Annotated in this window: 14 protein-coding genes; 6 read left to right on the plus strand and 8 right to left on the minus strand. The window is 68.2% G+C overall.

What is annotated here, in order from left to right:
• Positions 1-95: 95 nt before the first annotated feature.
• Complete coding sequence (locus AC1DXV_RS00480; protein WP_477932083.1) at positions 96-1,103, minus strand: LacI family DNA-binding transcriptional regulator; 1,008 nt, start codon at positions 1,101-1,103, stop codon at positions 96-98.
• A 191-nt stretch (positions 1,104-1,294) separates the two neighbouring features.
• On the opposite strand from AC1DXV_RS00480, the gene AC1DXV_RS00485 reads away from it, so the two are divergent.
• The 6 genes from AC1DXV_RS00485 (at position 1,295) to AC1DXV_RS00510 (ending at position 7,721) form a co-directional block, all read left to right on the plus strand.
• On the plus strand, positions 1,295-2,674 hold the full coding sequence (locus AC1DXV_RS00485) for a GH1 family beta-glucosidase (protein WP_477864205.1): 1,380 nt from the start codon (positions 1,295-1,297) through the stop codon (positions 2,672-2,674).
• A 97-nt stretch (positions 2,675-2,771) separates the two neighbouring features.
• A complete protein-coding gene (locus AC1DXV_RS00490) occupies positions 2,772-3,983 on the plus strand; it encodes an ABC transporter substrate-binding protein (RefSeq protein WP_477864212.1) in 1,212 nt (403 codons plus the stop codon).
• Positions 3,984-4,085: 102 nt separating this feature from the next.
• Positions 4,086-4,982: a carbohydrate ABC transporter permease gene (locus AC1DXV_RS00495; RefSeq protein ID WP_477864206.1), complete on the plus strand. Its 897-nt coding sequence runs from the start codon at positions 4,086-4,088 to the stop codon at positions 4,980-4,982.
• A gap of 10 nt (positions 4,983-4,992) precedes the next feature.
• A complete protein-coding gene (locus AC1DXV_RS00500; RefSeq protein WP_477864207.1) occupies positions 4,993-5,916 on the plus strand; it encodes a carbohydrate ABC transporter permease in 924 nt (307 codons plus the stop codon).
• Positions 5,917-5,920: 4 nt separating this feature from the next.
• Positions 5,921-7,078 carry an ABC transporter ATP-binding protein gene (locus tag AC1DXV_RS00505; protein ID WP_477864208.1) on the plus strand — a complete coding sequence of 386 codons (1,158 nt, stop codon included), beginning with the start codon at positions 5,921-5,923 and terminating at the stop codon, positions 7,076-7,078.
• A 238-nt stretch (positions 7,079-7,316) separates the two neighbouring features.
• Positions 7,317-7,721 carry a hypothetical protein gene (locus tag AC1DXV_RS00510; RefSeq protein ID WP_477864209.1) on the plus strand — a complete coding sequence of 135 codons (405 nt, stop codon included), beginning with the start codon at positions 7,317-7,319 and terminating at the stop codon, positions 7,719-7,721.
• 228 nt (positions 7,722-7,949) lie between these two features.
• Here AC1DXV_RS00510 and AC1DXV_RS00515 read toward each other — a convergent pair whose 3' ends face one another.
• From AC1DXV_RS00515 to AC1DXV_RS00545, 7 genes are all read right to left on the minus strand, one after another.
• Complete coding sequence (locus AC1DXV_RS00515; RefSeq protein WP_056813410.1) at positions 7,950-8,708, minus strand: class II glutamine amidotransferase; 759 nt, start codon at positions 8,706-8,708, stop codon at positions 7,950-7,952.
• Between the two features lie 11 nt (positions 8,709-8,719).
• The gene (locus AC1DXV_RS00520) at positions 8,720-9,967 is read right to left on the minus strand and encodes an NAD(P)/FAD-dependent oxidoreductase (RefSeq protein ID WP_477932085.1); all 1,248 of its coding nucleotides are present in this window, start codon (positions 9,965-9,967) and stop codon (positions 8,720-8,722) included.
• Between the two features lie 64 nt (positions 9,968-10,031).
• Positions 10,032-12,197 carry a xanthine dehydrogenase family protein molybdopterin-binding subunit gene (locus AC1DXV_RS00525; RefSeq protein ID WP_477867754.1) on the minus strand — a complete coding sequence of 722 codons (2,166 nt, stop codon included), beginning with the start codon at positions 12,195-12,197 and terminating at the stop codon, positions 10,032-10,034.
• 10 nt (positions 12,198-12,207) lie between these two features.
• Positions 12,208-12,678 carry a (2Fe-2S)-binding protein gene (locus AC1DXV_RS00530; RefSeq protein WP_477867752.1) on the minus strand — a complete coding sequence of 157 codons (471 nt, stop codon included), beginning with the start codon at positions 12,676-12,678 and terminating at the stop codon, positions 12,208-12,210.
• Positions 12,679-12,765: 87 nt separating this feature from the next.
• Positions 12,766-14,190, minus strand: a complete 1,425-nt coding sequence (locus AC1DXV_RS00535; protein WP_477867750.1) for a DHA2 family efflux MFS transporter permease subunit — start codon at positions 14,188-14,190, stop codon at positions 12,766-12,768.
• Positions 14,191-14,217: 27 nt separating this feature from the next.
• The gene (locus AC1DXV_RS00540) at positions 14,218-16,227 is read right to left on the minus strand and encodes a M13 family metallopeptidase (RefSeq protein WP_477932087.1); all 2,010 of its coding nucleotides are present in this window, start codon (positions 16,225-16,227) and stop codon (positions 14,218-14,220) included.
• A gap of 128 nt (positions 16,228-16,355) precedes the next feature.
• Positions 16,356-16,583 (minus strand): lipase secretion chaperone (locus AC1DXV_RS00545; protein ID WP_477932089.1); only part of this gene is annotated, 228 nt, incomplete at its 5' end.

A 16,583-nucleotide genomic window follows, 5' to 3' on the forward strand; every position in this document is an offset into this window, starting at 1 on the left:
ATCTGACACAAACCGTCGATGCGAGGACCAAACTTTGTCGTGCACCTCATGCCGCGCCGACGCAATGTGCTTCCCTCTTCAGTGGGTGATGTATTTCAGGGAACTTTCGCGACCGAGTCCCGCCACACGAAAGTCGGCTCGAAGATGCGGGTCACGGGCAGCGTGCTGCCGTAGCACTCGTTCAACAGATAGCGCGACGCGTTCGACACCACGTCCTGGATCGGGATGCGCACGCAGGTGAGCCGCGGGTTGCTGTACGAGGCCGGCTCGGAATCGTCATAGCCGACCACCGACACCTGCTCGGGCACGCGCAGCCCCGCGTGCTGCAGGCGCGAGATCGCCGCGATCGCCATCACGTCGTTCGCGCCGAACAAGCCGGTGAACGGCACACCCCGCTCCAGCAACTGCGATGCCGCGCGCCAGCCGCTCTCGGAACTGAAATCGCCCTCGACCTGCGGCACCGCCTCGCGCGCGATGCCCTGCGCGGCGAGCTCCTCGTAGAAGCCGGCCATGCGCGCCTCGTTGTCGGGCGCGGAGTTCGGCCCGGAGATCACCGCGATCTGCCGGTGCCCGCGGCTCAGCAGCGCTTGCGCGGCCAGCCGCCCGCCGACATGGTGGTCGGCCGAGAAGCACTGCGCCTCGAGCGTCGGCACCAGGCGGTTCAGCACCGCGAGGCGCGGCTGCAGGCGGTGCAGTGCAAGCAGGTCCTCGTCGAGCAGCTCATTGCTCTGCAGCATCAGGCCGTCGCATTCGCGCTGGATCAGGAACGCGGTGCCGTCCAGCGCCTGCTGGCGCCGATCGCCGTGCCCGCAGCCGTTGGCGGCCACCATGTGGCGGTCGAACTCGCGCAACTCGGCATCCATGGTCTGCAGGATGCGGCCGAAGAACGGGCCGCTGAAATCGGGCACGAAGACGCCGATCATGCCGAGCGTGCGCGACGACAGCGCCCGCGCGAGGCTCGACGGCCGGAAGCCGAGCTGGCGCACCGCGCCCTGCACCCGCTCCACCGCCGCCGGCGAGGCCGAGCCCCGGCCGGAGATCACGCGCGATGCGGTGCCCACCCCCACACCCGCCAGCCGCGCCACGTCCTTGATGGTTGCCATTCGTCGCCCAGGAGAGAACCCATACCGAACCGGGAATCATAGGGAGCGGCCGAGACCGGGTTTTCCCCAATGTTGAATGCGCGCAGAGGTGCTGAAATGCGTTCCGCTCTTTGGAACCGGTTCCAATTGGGTTGGCATTGTAGTGCCTGGACGTTCCGTCAAGTCAAGCAGCGAGTCGAGAAAGGTGTGGAGTGAGTACGAATTCGGCGAAGTACAGTGCAGAGCAGTTGGAGATTCCCAAGGATTCGAGGCTCTGGTCGCCCGATTTTCTGTTTGGTACCGCCACGGCGTCTTATCAGATCGAAGGCGCCATTCATGAAGACGGGCGCATCCCGTCGATCTGGGATACCTATTCCAATACCCCCGGCATGGTATTGAACGGGGACACCGGCGAGTTTGCCTGCGACCATTACCACCGCTGGCCGCAGGACCTGGAAATCATCGAGGAACTGGGCGTGCAGGCGTATCGCCTGTCGATCGCCTGGCCGCGCGTGATGGACGCGAAGAACCAGCCGAACCCGAAGGGCCTGGCGTTCTACAAGCGCCTGCTGGAGGCGCTGAAGGCCAAGGGCATCCAGACCTACGTGACGCTGTACCACTGGGACCTGCCGCAGTGGATCGAGGACCGCGGCGGCTGGACCAACCGCGAGGTGGTGTACCACTTCGCCGAGTACGCCGACCTGGTGAGCCGCGAGTTCAAGGGGCTGGTGACGGCCTGGGCCACGCTGAACGAGCCGTGGTGCACGGCCTTCCTGGGCTACGCCGTCGGCCGCCATGCGCCGGGCCGCCAGAACCTGCGCTACGCGACGCAGGCGATGCACCACCTGCTGCTCGCGCACGGCACCGCGGTGGCGATCCTGCGCCGCAACGACCCGGGCGCGAAGATCGGCATCGTCGCCAACGTCGGTGCCGCGGTGGCCGAGACGCCGTCGCCGAAGGACCAGGACGCCGCCTGGCTGTTCGAGGTGCAGCACAACGACTGGATCCTCGACCCGCTGCTCAAGGGCCGCTATCCCGCCGACCTGTGGCGGCTGTGGCCCGGCGCCGAGCCGCTGGTGCTCGAGGGCGACCTGCAGACGATCGCCGCGCCGCTCGATTTCCTCGGCATCAACTATTACTTCCGCACCCAGGTGAAGAGCGACGGGCGGCATGGTTTCATCGAAACCGACATGCCCGGCGTCGAGCGCACGCAAATGGGCTGGGAGGTTTATCCGCAGGGCCTGGCGCGCCTGCTGAAGGGTTTCCATGCGACCTACAGGAACCTGCCGCCGATCTACATCACCGAGAATGGCATGGCCTCGGACGACAAGGTCGTCGACGGCCGCGTCGCCGACCCGTCGCGCATCAGTTTCATCAGCCGCCACCTGCAGGCAGTGGACGACGCGATACGCAGCGGCGTGGATATCCGCGGGTATTTCATCTGGTCGCTGCTCGACAATTTCGAATGGGCGTATGGGTACGAGCGCCGCTTCGGCATCGTCCACGTCGACTACGGCACCCAGGCGCGCACCTGGAAGGACAGCGGGCGCGTCGTGCAGGCCTTCATGAAGGCGCGGGCCTCGCAGGCCTGATTCCCGTCAGACAGTTTCACCCCCAATGAGCCGGAGTGCTCGAGTTTCACCACAGGAGACAGACATGGCGTTTCAATTGAAGGCAGTTCTCGCCGGGATGGTCGTGGGCTTCGGCGCACTCGGCGTCGTGACCCCGGCCCAGGCCCAGGTCAAGGCCGAGGTGATCCACTGGTGGACCTCGGGGGGCGAGTCGGCCGCCATCAAGGAGTTCGCGAACGCCTACAAGGCGGCCGGCGGCACCTGGGTCGACAGCGCCGTGGCCGGTGCCGACAACGCGCGCGCCGCGGCCATCAACCGCATCGTCGGCGGCAACCCGCCGACCGCCGCGCAGTTCAACACCTCCAAGCAGTTCCACGACATCGTCGCCGAAGGCAAGCTGGCCGACATGGACGAGGTCGCGGCCAAGGAAGGCTGGGACAAGATCCTGCCGCAGCCGGTGCTGAACACCGTCAAGGTGAAGGGCCACTACTACGCCGTGCCGGTCAACGTGCACATGCCCGCCTGGTTCTGGTACTCGAAGGCCGCCTTCGCGAAGGCCGGCATCAAGGACGAGCCGAAGACCATCGACGAGTTCTTCGCTGCCCTCGACAAGCTGAAGGCCGCCGGCCTGGTGCCGCTGGCGCTGGGTGGCCAGTCGTGGCAGGAGCGCATCACCTTCAACGCGGTGCTGGCACACGTCGGCGGCCCGGAGATGTTCCTGAAGTTCTACCGCGACAAGGATGCCGCGCTGGTCACGAGCGAGCCGTTCAAGAAGGTGCTCGCGACCTTCAAGCGCCTGCACAACTATGTCGACGCCGGCTCGCCGGGCCGCAACTGGAACGACGCGACCGCGATGGTGATCTCCGGCAAGGCCGGCGTGCAGATCATGGGCGACTGGGCCAAGGGCGAGTTCCAGGCCGCGAACCAGACGGCCGGCAAGGAATTCGGCTGCTTCCCGGGCTTCGGTCCGAAGTCGCCGTACATCGTCGCGGGTGACGTGTTCGTGTTCCCGAAGACGACGAATGCCGAGGCGATCAAGGCGCAGAAGCTGCTCGCGACGACGATGACCTCGCCGGCCGCGCAGGTCGCCTTCAACAACAAGAAGGGCTCGATCCCGATCCGCACCGACGTCGACACCTCGAAGATGGACATCTGCGCGCAAGCCGGCGTGGCCATCATGAAGGACGCCTCGCGCCAGCTGCCGGATTCGGAAATGCTCGCGACGCCCGACACCATCGGCGCGGTGCAGGACGTGCTGACCAAGCTGTGGAACACCAACCAGTCGGTGGATGACGCCGCGAAGGCGCTGGCCGTTGCGCTGAAGACCTGACCCTCCGGGTCGGGCGGCCTGGATGTAATTCCCACGGTGGGCTGCGGCCCACCCTTTTTTTGTCTACCCTTGCCGCCTTGGCAAGGCTTCGAGGATTCCACGATGGACGTCGGGCGCAGCCGACTGCGGCAACACTGGTCGGTCTACGCGGCACTGCTGCCGATGGCCGCCACGGTGCTGTTCGCCTACATCGGCACGGTGCTGTGGTCGGTGCGGATCTCGCTGTCGAACTCGCGCACCTTCCCGAGCGACAGCTTCGTGGGCCTCGCGCAGTACGAGCGGCTGTTCACCAGCGAGCGCTGGATGGTCTCGGTGCACAACGTGCTGATCTTCGGCGTGCTGTTCATCCTGGCGTGCCTGGTGATCGGCTTCCTGCTGGCGGTCTTCATCGACCAGAAGGTGGCCGGCGAGAGCGTGCTGCGCACCGTCTTCCTCTACCCGTATGCGATGAGCTTCGTCGCGACCGGGCTGGTGTGGCAGTGGATCCTGAACCCCGAGCTCGGCCTGCAGGCCACGGTGCGCGGCTGGGGCTTCGAGAGCTTCAGCTTCGACTGGATCGTCAGCCAGGACAAGGTGATCTACACGATCGTGATCGCCGCCGTGTGGCAGGCCTCGGGGCTGGTGATGGCGCTGATGCTGGCCGGGCTGCGCGGCATCGACGAGGAGATGTGGAAGGCCGCGCGCATCGACGGCATCCCGCGCTGGCGCGTCTACGCGAGCATCGTGCTGCCGCAGCTCGGGCCGTCGTTCGCAACCGCGCTGGTGCTGCTGTCGGTGGGCGTCGTGAAGGTCTATGACGCGGTGATCGCGATGACGCAGGGCGGCCCCGGCATCGCGAGCGAGGTGCCGGCGAAGTTCATCATGGATTACCTGTTCGGGCGCGCCAACATCGGCCTCGCGTCGGCCGCCAGCACGGTGATGCTGCTGACGGTGCTGGCCGTGATCACGCCGTGGCTGTATGCGCGCAGCCGCGCCAACCGCAACGCCCGGGAAGCCTGAGGTTTCACTGATGTCGACGCCCTCCTCCGCCCTCCCCTCCTCCACCCAACCCACCGCCGCGCCCGTGCGCTCGAAGCGCCCGCCGCGCGTCACGCCGGCGCGCGTCGGCGTCTACGCCTTCCTGCTGACCGGTGCCGCGTTCTTCCTGCTGCCGCTGTACGTGATGCTGGTCACCTCGGTGAAGCCGATGGCCGAGATCCGGCTGGGCAACCTGTTCGCGCTGCCCGGCGACTGGACCATCGAGCCCTGGATTGCGGCCTGGTCGCAGGCCTGCACCGGGCTCGACTGCAGCGGCATCCAGGTCGGCTTCTGGAACTCGGTGAAGATCGTGCTGCCGAGCACGGTGATCTCGATCTTCTTCGGCGCGCTCAACGGCTATGCGCTGTCGTTCTGGCGCGCGCGCGGCGCGAACCTGCTGTTCGGCGTGCTGATGATCGGCGCCTTCGTGCCCTACCAGGTGGTGATGTTCCCGCTGGTGCGCGCGTTCGCGGCGGCCGGCATCTTCAGCAGCCTGGCCGGCATCGTGCTGATCCACACCATCTTCGGCATGCCGGTGATGACGCTGCTGTTCCGCAACTACTACGCGTCGGTGCCGGGCGAGCTGTTCAAGGCGGCGCGCATCGACGGCGGCGGCTTCTTCCGGATCTTCTTCCAGCTGATGCTGCCGATGGCCACGCCCATCATCATCGTCGCGGTGATCATGCAGGTGACGGCGATCTGGAACGACTTCATCCTCGGGCTGGTGTTCGCCGGGCGCGACAACCTGCCGATGACGGTGCAGCTGAACAACGTGATCAACACGACGACCGGCGAGCGCCTGTACAACGTGAACATGGCGGCCACCGTGCTCACCTCGCTGGTTCCGCTGGCCATCTATCTGATTTCAGGCCGCTGGTTCGTGCGCGGCATTGCGGCTGGTGCCGTGAAGGGTTGAATCCGTGTCTGCCATTCCTGTGAATTCATCCGTCGACCTGCCGTCATCCACCGCGGCCCCGGTGTCGCATGTGGCGTCGGCGAACGTCGACATCCGCCAGCTCGAGGTCCGCCTGGGCGGCGTGCCGATCATCGCCGCGATGGACCTGCACGTGCAGGCCGGCGAGTTCCTGGTGCTGCTCGGGCCGTCGGGCTGCGGCAAGTCGACGCTGCTGCATTCGATCGCGGGCTTGCTGGACGTGCATGCCGGCAGCATCGAGATCGGCGGGCGCGACGTGACCTGGGCCGACCCGAAGGACCGCTCGATCGGCATGGTGTTCCAGTCGTACGCGCTGTACCCGACGATGTCGGTGGAGCGGAACATGTCGTTCGGGCTGCGCGTGAACGGCACGCCGAAGGCCGAGATCGAGAAGCGCGTGGCGCGCGCGGCCGAGATCCTGCACCTGCAGGAACTGCTGAAGCGCAAGCCGTCGCAGCTGTCGGGCGGGCAGCGCCAGCGGGTCGCGATCGGCCGTGCGCTGGTGCGCGACGTCGGCGTGTTCCTGTTCGACGAGCCGCTGTCGAACCTCGACGCGAAGCTGCGCGCCGAGCTGCGCCGCGAGCTGAAGCAGCTGCACAAGAACATCGGCACGACGATGGTCTACGTGACGCACGACCAGGTCGAGGCGATGACGCTCGCGACGCGCATCGCGGTGATGAACAAGGGCCGCATCCAGCAGATCGGCGCGCCGGGCGAGATCTACAACCGGCCGGCCAACGTGTTCGTGGCCGGCTTCCTCGGCTCGCCGAGCATGAATTTCGCCGAGGGCACGCTGCAGGTGGCGGGCGGCGCGGTGACGTTCCAGCGCGCCGGGCTCTCGGTCGACGTGACGCGCTATTCGTTCGCGCAGGCACCGCGCGACGGGCAGGCGGTGCTGCTGGGCATCCGCCCGGAAGACATCGCGCTGCACCTGGACGGCGCGGCCGCGGGCGACGGCAGCGGCACGGTGGCGCTGGTGGAGCCGATGGGTGCGCAGACCATCGTGTGGATGGACGTGCAGGGCCAGCAGATCAGCGCGATGCTGAGCGGGCATGCGGAGCCGGTGGTGGGCCAGCAGGCGCCGTTCCGGATCGCGGCGGAGAAGGTGTCGATGTTTGACCCGGGGTCGCAGGAGCGGCTCTGAGGGATGGCGCGGGCGGCCGATATTTCCGAGTTCTTCGATATTTACCGTGCAGTAAATATGGCGCCTGCGAGAAATATGGTGAGCGACCTGCGGCCGAGTAGAGCGCAATTCTGTAGAAATTGAGGAGCCGGCGCGAGCGACGTTTTACTACGCCCAATCCGACCCCATTGGCCTGGCGGGAGGAAGCATTTCGACCTACACCTACGTGGACGGGAACCCCCTGCAGGGAATCGATCCGATGGGCCTGGCGAACAATGGCTGGCAACCCTCGCCCAACCTCGGGTCACTGAGGGTGCCACGTGGACCCGACCCGGTTCGCGAGGTCCTGGGTTCAGGCAGAGACTTCGCACGGAACCATGGCGACATGCGTGCGGCCAACACCATCAATGCCGACAAGTACTTCCATTGCAAAGCCGACTGCCAGGCCGCGAGACGCGGCTCGACCGGCGAAGCCATGGCATGCATGATCTCCGATGGTCGAGAGTGGTTTGATCAGAATCTGAAGGGCGATCCCCCGCAAGCTTCGCAAGCCGATCAGGCGGCCAACGCCTACGGCAGAGCCTGGGGGTCAAACACCCAGACTTCTTGCGAAATGGCGTGCAGCCAGTATCGGCCTGTTGGTTTGCCAAGTGTTGACGTGTGACGACCCCGATTTGTCATCGGAAGTCATTGGTCGCGACGAGATGGACGCACTTGCCGTGGCGCTGGAGTTCCTCGAGCTCTATCTGATCAAGATCGTCGAGGAAACACAGGGGCAGCTGACCGAACTGGACGGCACGCCCATCGACCCGAGAGGCTCGGACATTCTTCTTCAAGCGAGAAAGTTCGTCTCGAACAAGCGGCAGGCAGGGTCAAGCTCCGCGGGGAAGACTCAGCGCTCCACCACCCCGCCATTCACGAACACCTTCAACTCCCCCGGCGCGAACGCCCGCCACGCCTCGTCCGCCGTCAGCGGCTCGGTCACCACCACCGCCACCCGATCGGCCGTCGTCGTCAGCTCGGCGAAGTCGACGCTCATGTCCTCGTCCTGCAACCGCGCCTTGCGGAACGGATGCTCCCGCACCAGCCAGCTCAGCTTCGTCGAGCAGTGCGCCCACAGCGCCTGCCCGTTGCTCAGCATGAAGTTGAAGCTGCCGTGCGCGGCGACGCGCGGCACCAGCTCGGCCAGCGTGGCCGTCAGCTCGCCGACCGGCGGCAGGTCCGCATGCGCCTTCGCGAGTTCCTGCATCAGCCAGCAGAACGCGCGCTCGCTGTCGGTGCTGCCCACCGGGCGGAACGCCGCATGCAGCCGCGGCTGGTAGTCCTTCAGGTCGCCGTTGTGCGCGAACACCCAGTAGCGGCCCCACAGCTCGCGCACGAACGGGTGCGTGTTCTCCAGCGCGACCACGCCCTGCGTCGCCTTGCGGATGTGCGCGATGACGTTGTGGCTGCGGATCGGATAGTGCCGGACCATCTCGGCCACCGGCGACAGCCGCGCGCTCTGCGCGTCGACGAACAGCCGCGTGCCCGCACCTTCGAAGAACGCGATGCCGAAGCCGTCCTTGTGTTCCTCGGCACGGGTCGAGAACCCGGTGAAGCTGAACATCAGGTCGGTCGGGGTGTTGGCATTCATCCCCAGCAGCTGGCACATCGTTCCACCCTCTATTCCAGGAACAGGCGCTTGACGCCCTTCAGGCTCAGCAGGGTACCCGGATTGCTGGTCTCGTTCAGCACGCCGCTCATCCGCTCGCGCAGCCGCGCGCTGCGCTGCGCGCGCCAGATCACCAGGTCGGCCAGCCATGGGTGGGCGTTGATGCCGTTCGCCCGCTCGTACAGCGTGAAGCGCGGCTGCAGCGCACGCAACGCCGCTTCGTAGCGGCCGCGCACCGCATCGTCGTCGGCGTGCCGGCCGGCCAGCACGGCCTCGGCCGCCAGCAGACCGGTTTCCATCGCCTTGCCGATGCCCTCGCCGGTGAACGAGTAGGTGCTGCCGGCCGCCTCGCCGGTCACCAGCAGGCCAGGGCGCGAGAACGCCGCGCCCTGCAGCGTGCAGCGCAGCGGCGCGCCCTTCAGCGGGCCCTGCAGTTCGCCGCCGGCCAGCAGCGCGCGGGCCGGCTCGTAGAACTCGCAGAAGCTCGCGAACATCTGCCGCAGGTTCACGTCGAGCTTGCTGTGGCGGCCGTCGGTGCCGCTGCGGTGGCTGTTCGCCACGCCGACGCCGACGTTGAACACGCCGTCGCGGCACGGAAAGATCCAGCCGTAGCCGGGGCGCAGCCGGCGGTCCCACACCACGTCGAGCGCGCGCAGCCGGTCGGCCATCGCCGGGTTGCGGATGTAGGTGCGCATCGCGATGCCGCTGGGCGTCTGGCGCTCGCACACGCCGGCGGCGATCAGCGCCTGCGGCACCGCACCGGTGGCCAGCAGCACCCAGCGGGCGTGGATCTCGTGCTTCGCGCCGCCATGGCTCAGCATCGCCCCGCTCACGCGGCCCTGCGCATCGTTCAGCACGCCTTCGAAATGCGCCGGGGCGAACATCCTCGCGCCGGCCTGCGCCGCGGCGCGGCACAGGATCTGGTCGAGCTCGCGACGCGGCAGCACCGCCAGCGTGCCGGGCACGTCGACCCGTCCGCCGCGCGGGCCGATGCAGCCGACGTGCTGCGCCGGCTGGGCCTGCGCCATCACCTCGTCGAGCACGCCCAGCCGCGCGAGCGCCGCGTGCGCATCGGGAATCAGCCCGTCGCCGCAGACCTTGTCGCGCGGGAAGCGGTGCTGGTCGACCAGCACGGTGTCGACGCCGGCGCGCGCCAGCCATTGCGCGGCCGCGCTGCCGGCCGGGCCGGCCCCCACGACGAGCACCTCGCAGCGTTCAGGCAGGTCGGTCAGCGGGGTGTTCTGGGTCGGCAGCGGCATCGGTCGGCTTGCGGGCTCGGGGAAGCCCGCAAGGATACCCGTGCCCTGCCCGCCTCCGACGCGGTCAGGCGCTCTGGATGTTCTCCGGCGTGAACGGCATCTTGCGCAGCCGCTTGCCCGTCGCCGCGAACACCGCGTTGCCCACCGCCGGCCCGATCAGCGCCGTCGCCGGCTCGCCGATGCCGCCCGGCTTCTCGGTGCTCGGCACCAGCGTGATGTCGATCGCCGGCGATTCGTTCAGCCGCAGCAGCCGGTACTGGTGGAAGTTGGTCTGCTGCACCCGGCCCTTCTCGAGCGTGATCTCGCCGAACAGCGCCGCCGTCAGCCCGAACACGATGCTCGACTGGATCTGCGCCTCCACCGTGTCGGGGTTGACCATGCGCCCGAGATCGGCCGCCACCGTCACCTTGTGCACCTGCACCTCGCCGTTGGCGACCGAGATCTCCGCCACCTGGGCCATGTAGGTGTCGTAGCCCTCCATCAGCGCGATGCCGCGGAAGCGCCCGGCCGGCGCCGCGCGGCCCCAGCCGCCCCGGTCGGCCGCGATCTTCAGCACGTTGGCGAAGCGCGGCTGGCTGCCCAGCAGCGACAGCCGGTAGGCGAGCGGGTCCTGCCCCGCCGCGACCGCCAGCTCGTCGATGAAGGTCTCGTTCGCGAACGCGTTCAGCGCATGGCTGACCGAGCGCCAGTACCCCACGCGCAGCCCCGCGTCATGCTTGACGATGTCGTGCCGCGAGGCCGGCACCGCGTAGCCCGCGATCGCCGCCTCGGTCATCAGCGGATCCTGCACGTCGGCCGGCAGGCCGAACACGCGGCCGGTGATCGACTGCGAGCTCATCCGGAAGGTCATCGCGGTCGGCTTGCCGTCGGGCCCGATCGCCGCGGCCAGCCGGTGCACCGACTGCGGCCGGTAGAAGTCGTGCGTCATGTCGTCTTCGCGCGTCCACAGCAGCTTCACCGGCTTGTTGACCGCCTTCGAGATCTGCGCGGCCTGGACGATGAAGTCGATGTCGATGCGCCGGCCGAAACCGCCGCCGAGGAAGGTGGTGCGCAGGCTCACGTTCTCCGGCGGCACGCCGACCACCTTGGCGACCGTGGCGGCCGCGGCGTCCTGCCACTGCGTCGGGCCGATCAGCTCGACGCGGTTGTCATGCACGTGCGCCGTGAAGTTCATCGGCTCCAGCGGCGAGTGCGACAGCAGCGGCATCGTGTACTCGGCGCGGATCACCTTGCCTGATGCCTTCTCGGCCGCTTTTTCCACTCTGGCGATCTCGGCATCCGCATCCCCCACCGCCTTCAGCGGCAGCACCTTGCCGGAGGTGAGCCCGCCGCGCGTGCTCTCCATCATCGAGGTGTGCGTCAGCGCCGCGCCGGCGCCTTCGTCCCAGACGACGCTGAGACCTTCGCGCGCCTGCTTCGCATGCCACCAGGTGTCGGCCACGATCGCGACGCCGTCGGGAATCTGCACCACGTCGATCACGCCGGGCATCGTCTTCGCCTTGCTCGCATCGAAGCTCTTCACCGTGCCGCCGATCACCGGGCACTGCTCGAGCGACGCGTAGACCATGCCGGGCAGCTTGACATCGATGCCGAACTCGGCGGTGCCGTTCACCTTGGACGGCGTGTCCAGCCGGCGCGTCGGCTTGCCGACGATCTTGAAATCCTTCGGGTCCTTCAGCACCACCTTGTCGGGCACCGGCAGCTTCGAGGCTGCGGCGGCCAGCTGGCCATAAGTGGCCTTCCTGCCCTTCGGGCCGATCACCCGGCCGTTCTCGGCGCGCAGCTGCGACTCCGGGATGTTCCATTTTTGAGCAGCCGCGCTGATCAGCATCATGCGCACCTGCGCGCCGGCGACGCGCAGCTTCTCCCAGCCGTCGCGCACCGAACTCGAGCCGCCGGTGAGCTGCGGCCCGCCGAGCAGCGCGTTGCCGTAGAGCTTCTGGTTCGGTGGCGCGATCGACACCTTGATCGCGCGAATGTCCACGTTCAGCTCCTCGGCGATCAGCATCGGCATCGAGGTGTAGACGCCCTGGCCCATCTCGGAGCGGGCCGACAGCAGCGTGATGGTGTTGTCGTCGGCGATGTGCACCCAGGCGTTCGGCGTGTACAGCATGCCGGCCGCGTTGGCGTCGGAGACGGCACCGGGCAGCGCGACGCCCAGCATCAGGCCGCCGCTGGTCAGTGCCGAGCTCTGCAGGAAACCACGCCGTGTCAGGCTTGTCTTGGTCATGGTGGTCTCCTCAGGCCTTGTGGTGCTGCAGGTCCGCGGCCGCGCTCTTGATCGCGGCGCGGATGCGCGGGTAGGTGCCGCAGCGGCAGATGTTGCCGCTCATCGCGGCGTCGATCTCGGCATCGCTCGGGTTCTTGTTCGTCTTCAGCAGCGCGGCCGCGCTCATCAGCTGGCCGGACTGGCAGTAGCCGCACTGCGGCACGTCGTGCTTGATCCACGCGACCTGCAACGGGTGGGTGTTGTTGCGCGACAGGCTCTCCACCGTCGCGACCGACTTGCCGGCCACCGCCGAGACCGGTGTCTGGCACGAGCGCACCGGCTGGCCGTCCAGGTGCACGGTGCAGGCGCCGCACAGCGCCATGCCGCAACCGTACTTGGTGCCGGTCAGGCCGATCTCGTCGCGGATCACCCACAGCAGCGGGGTGTCGGGCTCGGCCTTCACGTCGACCGACTTGCCGTTGATCTTGAAGCGTGTGCTCACGGGTTGTCTCCTGGGGTTCTTGTGCAAGAAACCCAGGATCGCGCTCGGCACCGCCGCTGTCTGCCCGAGGGAAACCCGAACGCCCGGTCAGTCCTTCGCGGGCGCCATCCGCCACGCCGCGATCACCGCCAGTGCGCTGATCGCCCCGAGCAGCCCGAAGGTCTCGTGGAAGGCCCGCAGCGGCGCGTCGGCATGCACGCCGAGCCGCCACTGCAGCACGATCCCGACAATGCTGATGCCCACGGCCCCACCCAGCTGGCGCAGGAAGTTGATCGTGCTCGACCCGTGCGAGATCAGCTCGCTCGGCAGCCCGCGCATCGCGCCGAGGTTCAGCGACGGCAGCACCAGCCCGAGCCCGATGCGCCCGACCACCGCCCACAGCGTGATCAGCCACAGCGCGGTGGCGAAGCCCACCGTCAGCATCAGCCAGAACGAGGCGGCCAGCAGCAGCACGCCGGCCGCGACGACGCGGCTCACCGGCAGCTTGTCGGCCAGCCGGCCGGCCAGCGGGATCGTGATCGCGAGCACGATGCCCGCCGGCAGCAGCACCGCGCCGGCCTGCGACGGCGGCAGCTTCAGCGCGATCTGCATGAACACCGGCACCAGGTAGGTGGAGCCGAACAACGCCATGCCGTAGATGAAGGCGACCCAGCCGCCCATCGAGAACGAGCGGAAGTCGAACAACCCGAGCCGCATGATCGGGTTGTCGTTGCGGCGCTGGCGCGCGATGAACACGATGCCGGCGCCGACCGCGACCACCAGCAGCACGATCGCCGCCAGGTGCGCCGTGTCGTGCAGGTGCACGAGGCCGTTGAGCAGCGCGAGCACCGCCACCGTCAGCAGCGCGAGGCCGGCCACGTCGAGCTTGCGGCCGTGCTGGTTGACGTGCGCGCCGCCCGGCGAGCTGTGCGGCAGGTAGCGTGCGGCCATCGCGAGCGCCGCCAGGCAGAACGGCACCACCACGAAGAAGATCGAGCGCCAGCCGAAGGCCTCGACCAGCACGCCGCCGATGCTCGGCCCGATGGCCGGTGCGAGCACCACGCCGAAGCCGAAGATGCCCATCGCCTTGCCCTGCTCGTGGCGCTGGAACGCATGCAGCACGATGATCGCGGGGATGGGTTGCAGCACGCCGGCCGACAGGCCTTCGAGCACCCGCATCGCGAGCACCCACTCGAAGCTCGTCCCGAGCCCGCCGCCGATGCCGCCCAGCATCAGCAGCAGCACCGCGCCGAAGTAACTGCTGCGGTAGCCGAAGCGGTCGAGCACCCACGGCGTGACGAGCATCGAGACCGTCATCGCGGCCATGAAGCCGGCCGACAGCCACTGCGCGCGCTCCTGGCCGAGGCCGAAGCGGTGGCTGATGTCGGGCACCGCGACGTTGATGATGGTCGAGGCCATGATCGACGCCATCGTGCCGATCATGACCGTCAGCAGCACCATCCAGCGGTAGCGCTCGCCGAACCTCTCGCGCAGCTGGACGAGGGAGGCCGGCGACTCGGGCGGGGTGCTCATGCGCCCCAGTTTCTCACCAGATCCGCACTACCAGATCGACACGCGCTTCTCCGGCGGCAGGTACATCTTGTCGCCCGCCTTCACGCCGAAGGTCGAGTAGTAGCCCGGGTGGTTGCGCACCGTGCCGTTGGCGCGGATCTCCTCTGGCGAATGCGGATCCGACTTGAGCTGCTGCACCAGCGCCTGGTCGCGCGTCTTGCCGCGCCACACCTGCGCGAAGCCGAGGAAGAAGCGCTCGTCGCCGCTCAGCCCGTCGATCGCGAGCGGCGGCTGGCCGTTCAGCGACAGGTGGTAGGCCTTGTACGCGATCTCCAGCCCCGAGTTGTCGGCGATGTTCTCGCCCAGCGTCAGCTCGCCGTTGACCTTGTAGCCCGGCACCGGCTCGAACGCGCCGTACTGCTCGACCAGGATGCTGGTCTTGGCGTCGAAGCGCTTGCGGTCTTCGACGGTCCACCATTCGCGCAGGTTGCCCAGCCCGTCGAAGCGGCTGCCCTCGTCGTCGAAGCCATGGCTGATCTCGTGGCCGATCACCGCGCCGATGCCGCCGTAGTTGGCCGCGTCGTCGGCGGTCGGGTCGAAGAACGGCGGCTGCAGGATCGACGCCGGGAACACGATCTCGTTCATCGCCGGGTTGTAGTACGCGTTGACGGTCTGCGGCGTCATGAACCATTCGTCGCGGTCGACCGGCTTGCCGAGCTTGGCCACCTCGCGTGCATCGGCCAGCAGGCGCGCGCGCATGACGTTGCCGACCAGGTCGTCGCGGCGGATCTGCAGCCGGCTGTAGTCCTTCCACTTCTTCGGATAGCCGATCTTCGGCACGAAGGTCGCGAGCTTGGCCTGCGCCTGCTTCTTGGTGTCGGGGCCCATCCAGTCGAGCGTGTCGATGCTCAGCTTGTAGGCGGCCAGCAGGTTGCCGACCAGCTTCTCCATCTTGTCCTTCGACTCGGGCGGGAAGTACCTGGCCACGTAGACCTTGCCCAGGCTCTCGCCGATCGAGCGCTCGACGATGCCGACGCCGCGCTTCCAGCGCGGGCGGTTCTCGGTGGTGCCGCTCAGCACCGTGCCGGTGAAGGCGAACTGGGCGTCGACGAAGTCCTTGCTGAGGTAGGGCGCGAACGAGATCAGCAGCCGCGTCTTCGCATACGCCTTCCAGGTGGCGAGCGGCTGCGACTGCAGCAGCGCGCTCATGCCCTTGAAGTAGCTCGGCTGGCGCACGATCACGTCCGGCGTCTTGCCGGCGATGCCGGCATCGGCGAGCCAGGCCTTCCAGTCGAGGGCCGGCGCGAGCTTCGGCAGGTCTTTCTGCTGCACCGGGTTGTAGCTCTTGACGGCATCGCGGTTCTCGACGCGCGTCCACTGCACGCGGGCCAGCTCGGTCTCGAGCGCGAGCACCGCGCGGGCGCTGGCCTCGGCGTGGGACTCGCCGGCCATCGTGAGCAGTTTCGCGACCAGCTCGACGTACTTGGCGCGCGCCTCCTTGAAGCGGGCGTCGTCTTCCTTCAGGTAGTAGTCGCGGTCGGGCAGGCCCAGGCCGCCCTGGCTCAGGTAGGTGACGTAGCGGGTGGAGTCCTTGGCGTCCTGGTCGATCTCGCCGTTGACGGCGGAGGGAATGCCGAGCCGGCCGTGGCGCGCCATCAGCACGCTGAGCTGCTTGCGGGTGCGCACCGCATCGATCGCGGCGAGTTCGCCGGCCAGCGGCTTGACGCCGAGCTTCTCGAGCGCCGCTTCGTCCATGAAGCTCGCGTACAGGTCGCCGATCTTCTTCGCGTCGGCGTCGCCGCCGTTCTTCGCCGCATCCTCGATCAGGCCGCGCAGCTTCGCGAGCGTGCCTTCCTGGATCTGCTCGAAGGCCCCGATGTAGGCCTTGTCGGCCGGCATCGGCGTGTCGCGCAGCCAGGCGCCGTTCATGTGGCGGAACAGGTCGTCCTGTGGGCGAACGGCGTTGTCCATGCCGCTGCGGTCGATGCCGGAACGGGGCGCCTCGGTCTGGGCGTGGGCGGCGCCGGCGAGCAGCGCGGTGGCGAGGGCGGCACACAAGGCAGCCCGTCGGGGGCGGTGAGGCAGAAGATGCAAGTGAAGCTCCTGGCGGCCGGATGGGCCGCGGTGGTCGAGGGGGCGCCCGATCGGCGCTGCCGTACTCTACAGGCGCCCCGCCCGGCCCGGGCTCACGGTGCGACGGAACGCAGGATGGCGTGGGCGCGTTGCAGTTCCGTACCGCTGAAACGCCGGGCCAGCTCGTCCTGCAGCGCCTGCTCGCGCTGCGGCGCCGACAGCTCCGGGCGCTGCGCGATCGCCTGCAGCGCGCCGCGGGCGTCGGCGATCCRCTGCTCCCAGTGCGCCCAGGCCGCATCCTCGGCGCGCAGGCGCTCGGCGCCTTCCGCGCCGAACTGCGC

Source organism: Rhizobacter sp. P3_C12 (assembly GCF_056402735.1).

Coding starts and splice junctions, on each gene's coding strand:
- AC1DXV_RS00490 (WP_477864212.1), top strand. CDS start 2,772: ATGGTCGTGGGCTTCGGCGCACTCGGCGTCGTGACCCCGGCCCAGGCC.
- AC1DXV_RS00495 (WP_477864206.1), top strand. CDS start 4,086: ATGGACGTCGGGCGCAGCCGACTGCGGCAACACTGGTCGGTCTACGCG.
- AC1DXV_RS00525 (WP_477867754.1), bottom strand. CDS start 12,197: ATGACCAAGACAAGCCTGACACGGCGTGGTTTCCTGCAGAGCTCGGCA.
- AC1DXV_RS00500 (WP_477864207.1), top strand. CDS start 4,993: ATGTCGACGCCCTCCTCCGCCCTCCCCTCCTCCACCCAACCCACCGCC.
- AC1DXV_RS00515 (WP_056813410.1), bottom strand. CDS start 8,708: ATGTGCCAGCTGCTGGGGATGAATGCCAACACCCCGACCGACCTGATG.
- AC1DXV_RS00535 (WP_477867750.1), bottom strand. CDS start 14,190: ATGAGCACCCCGCCCGAGTCGCCGGCCTCCCTCGTCCAGCTGCGCGAG.
- AC1DXV_RS00480 (WP_477932083.1), bottom strand. CDS start 1,103: ATGGCAACCATCAAGGACGTGGCGCGGCTGGCGGGTGTGGGGGTGGGC.
- AC1DXV_RS00510 (WP_477864209.1), top strand. CDS start 7,317: ATGGGCCTGGCGAACAATGGCTGGCAACCCTCGCCCAACCTCGGGTCA.
- AC1DXV_RS00520 (WP_477932085.1), bottom strand. CDS start 9,967: ATGCCGCTGCCGACCCAGAACACCCCGCTGACCGACCTGCCTGAACGC.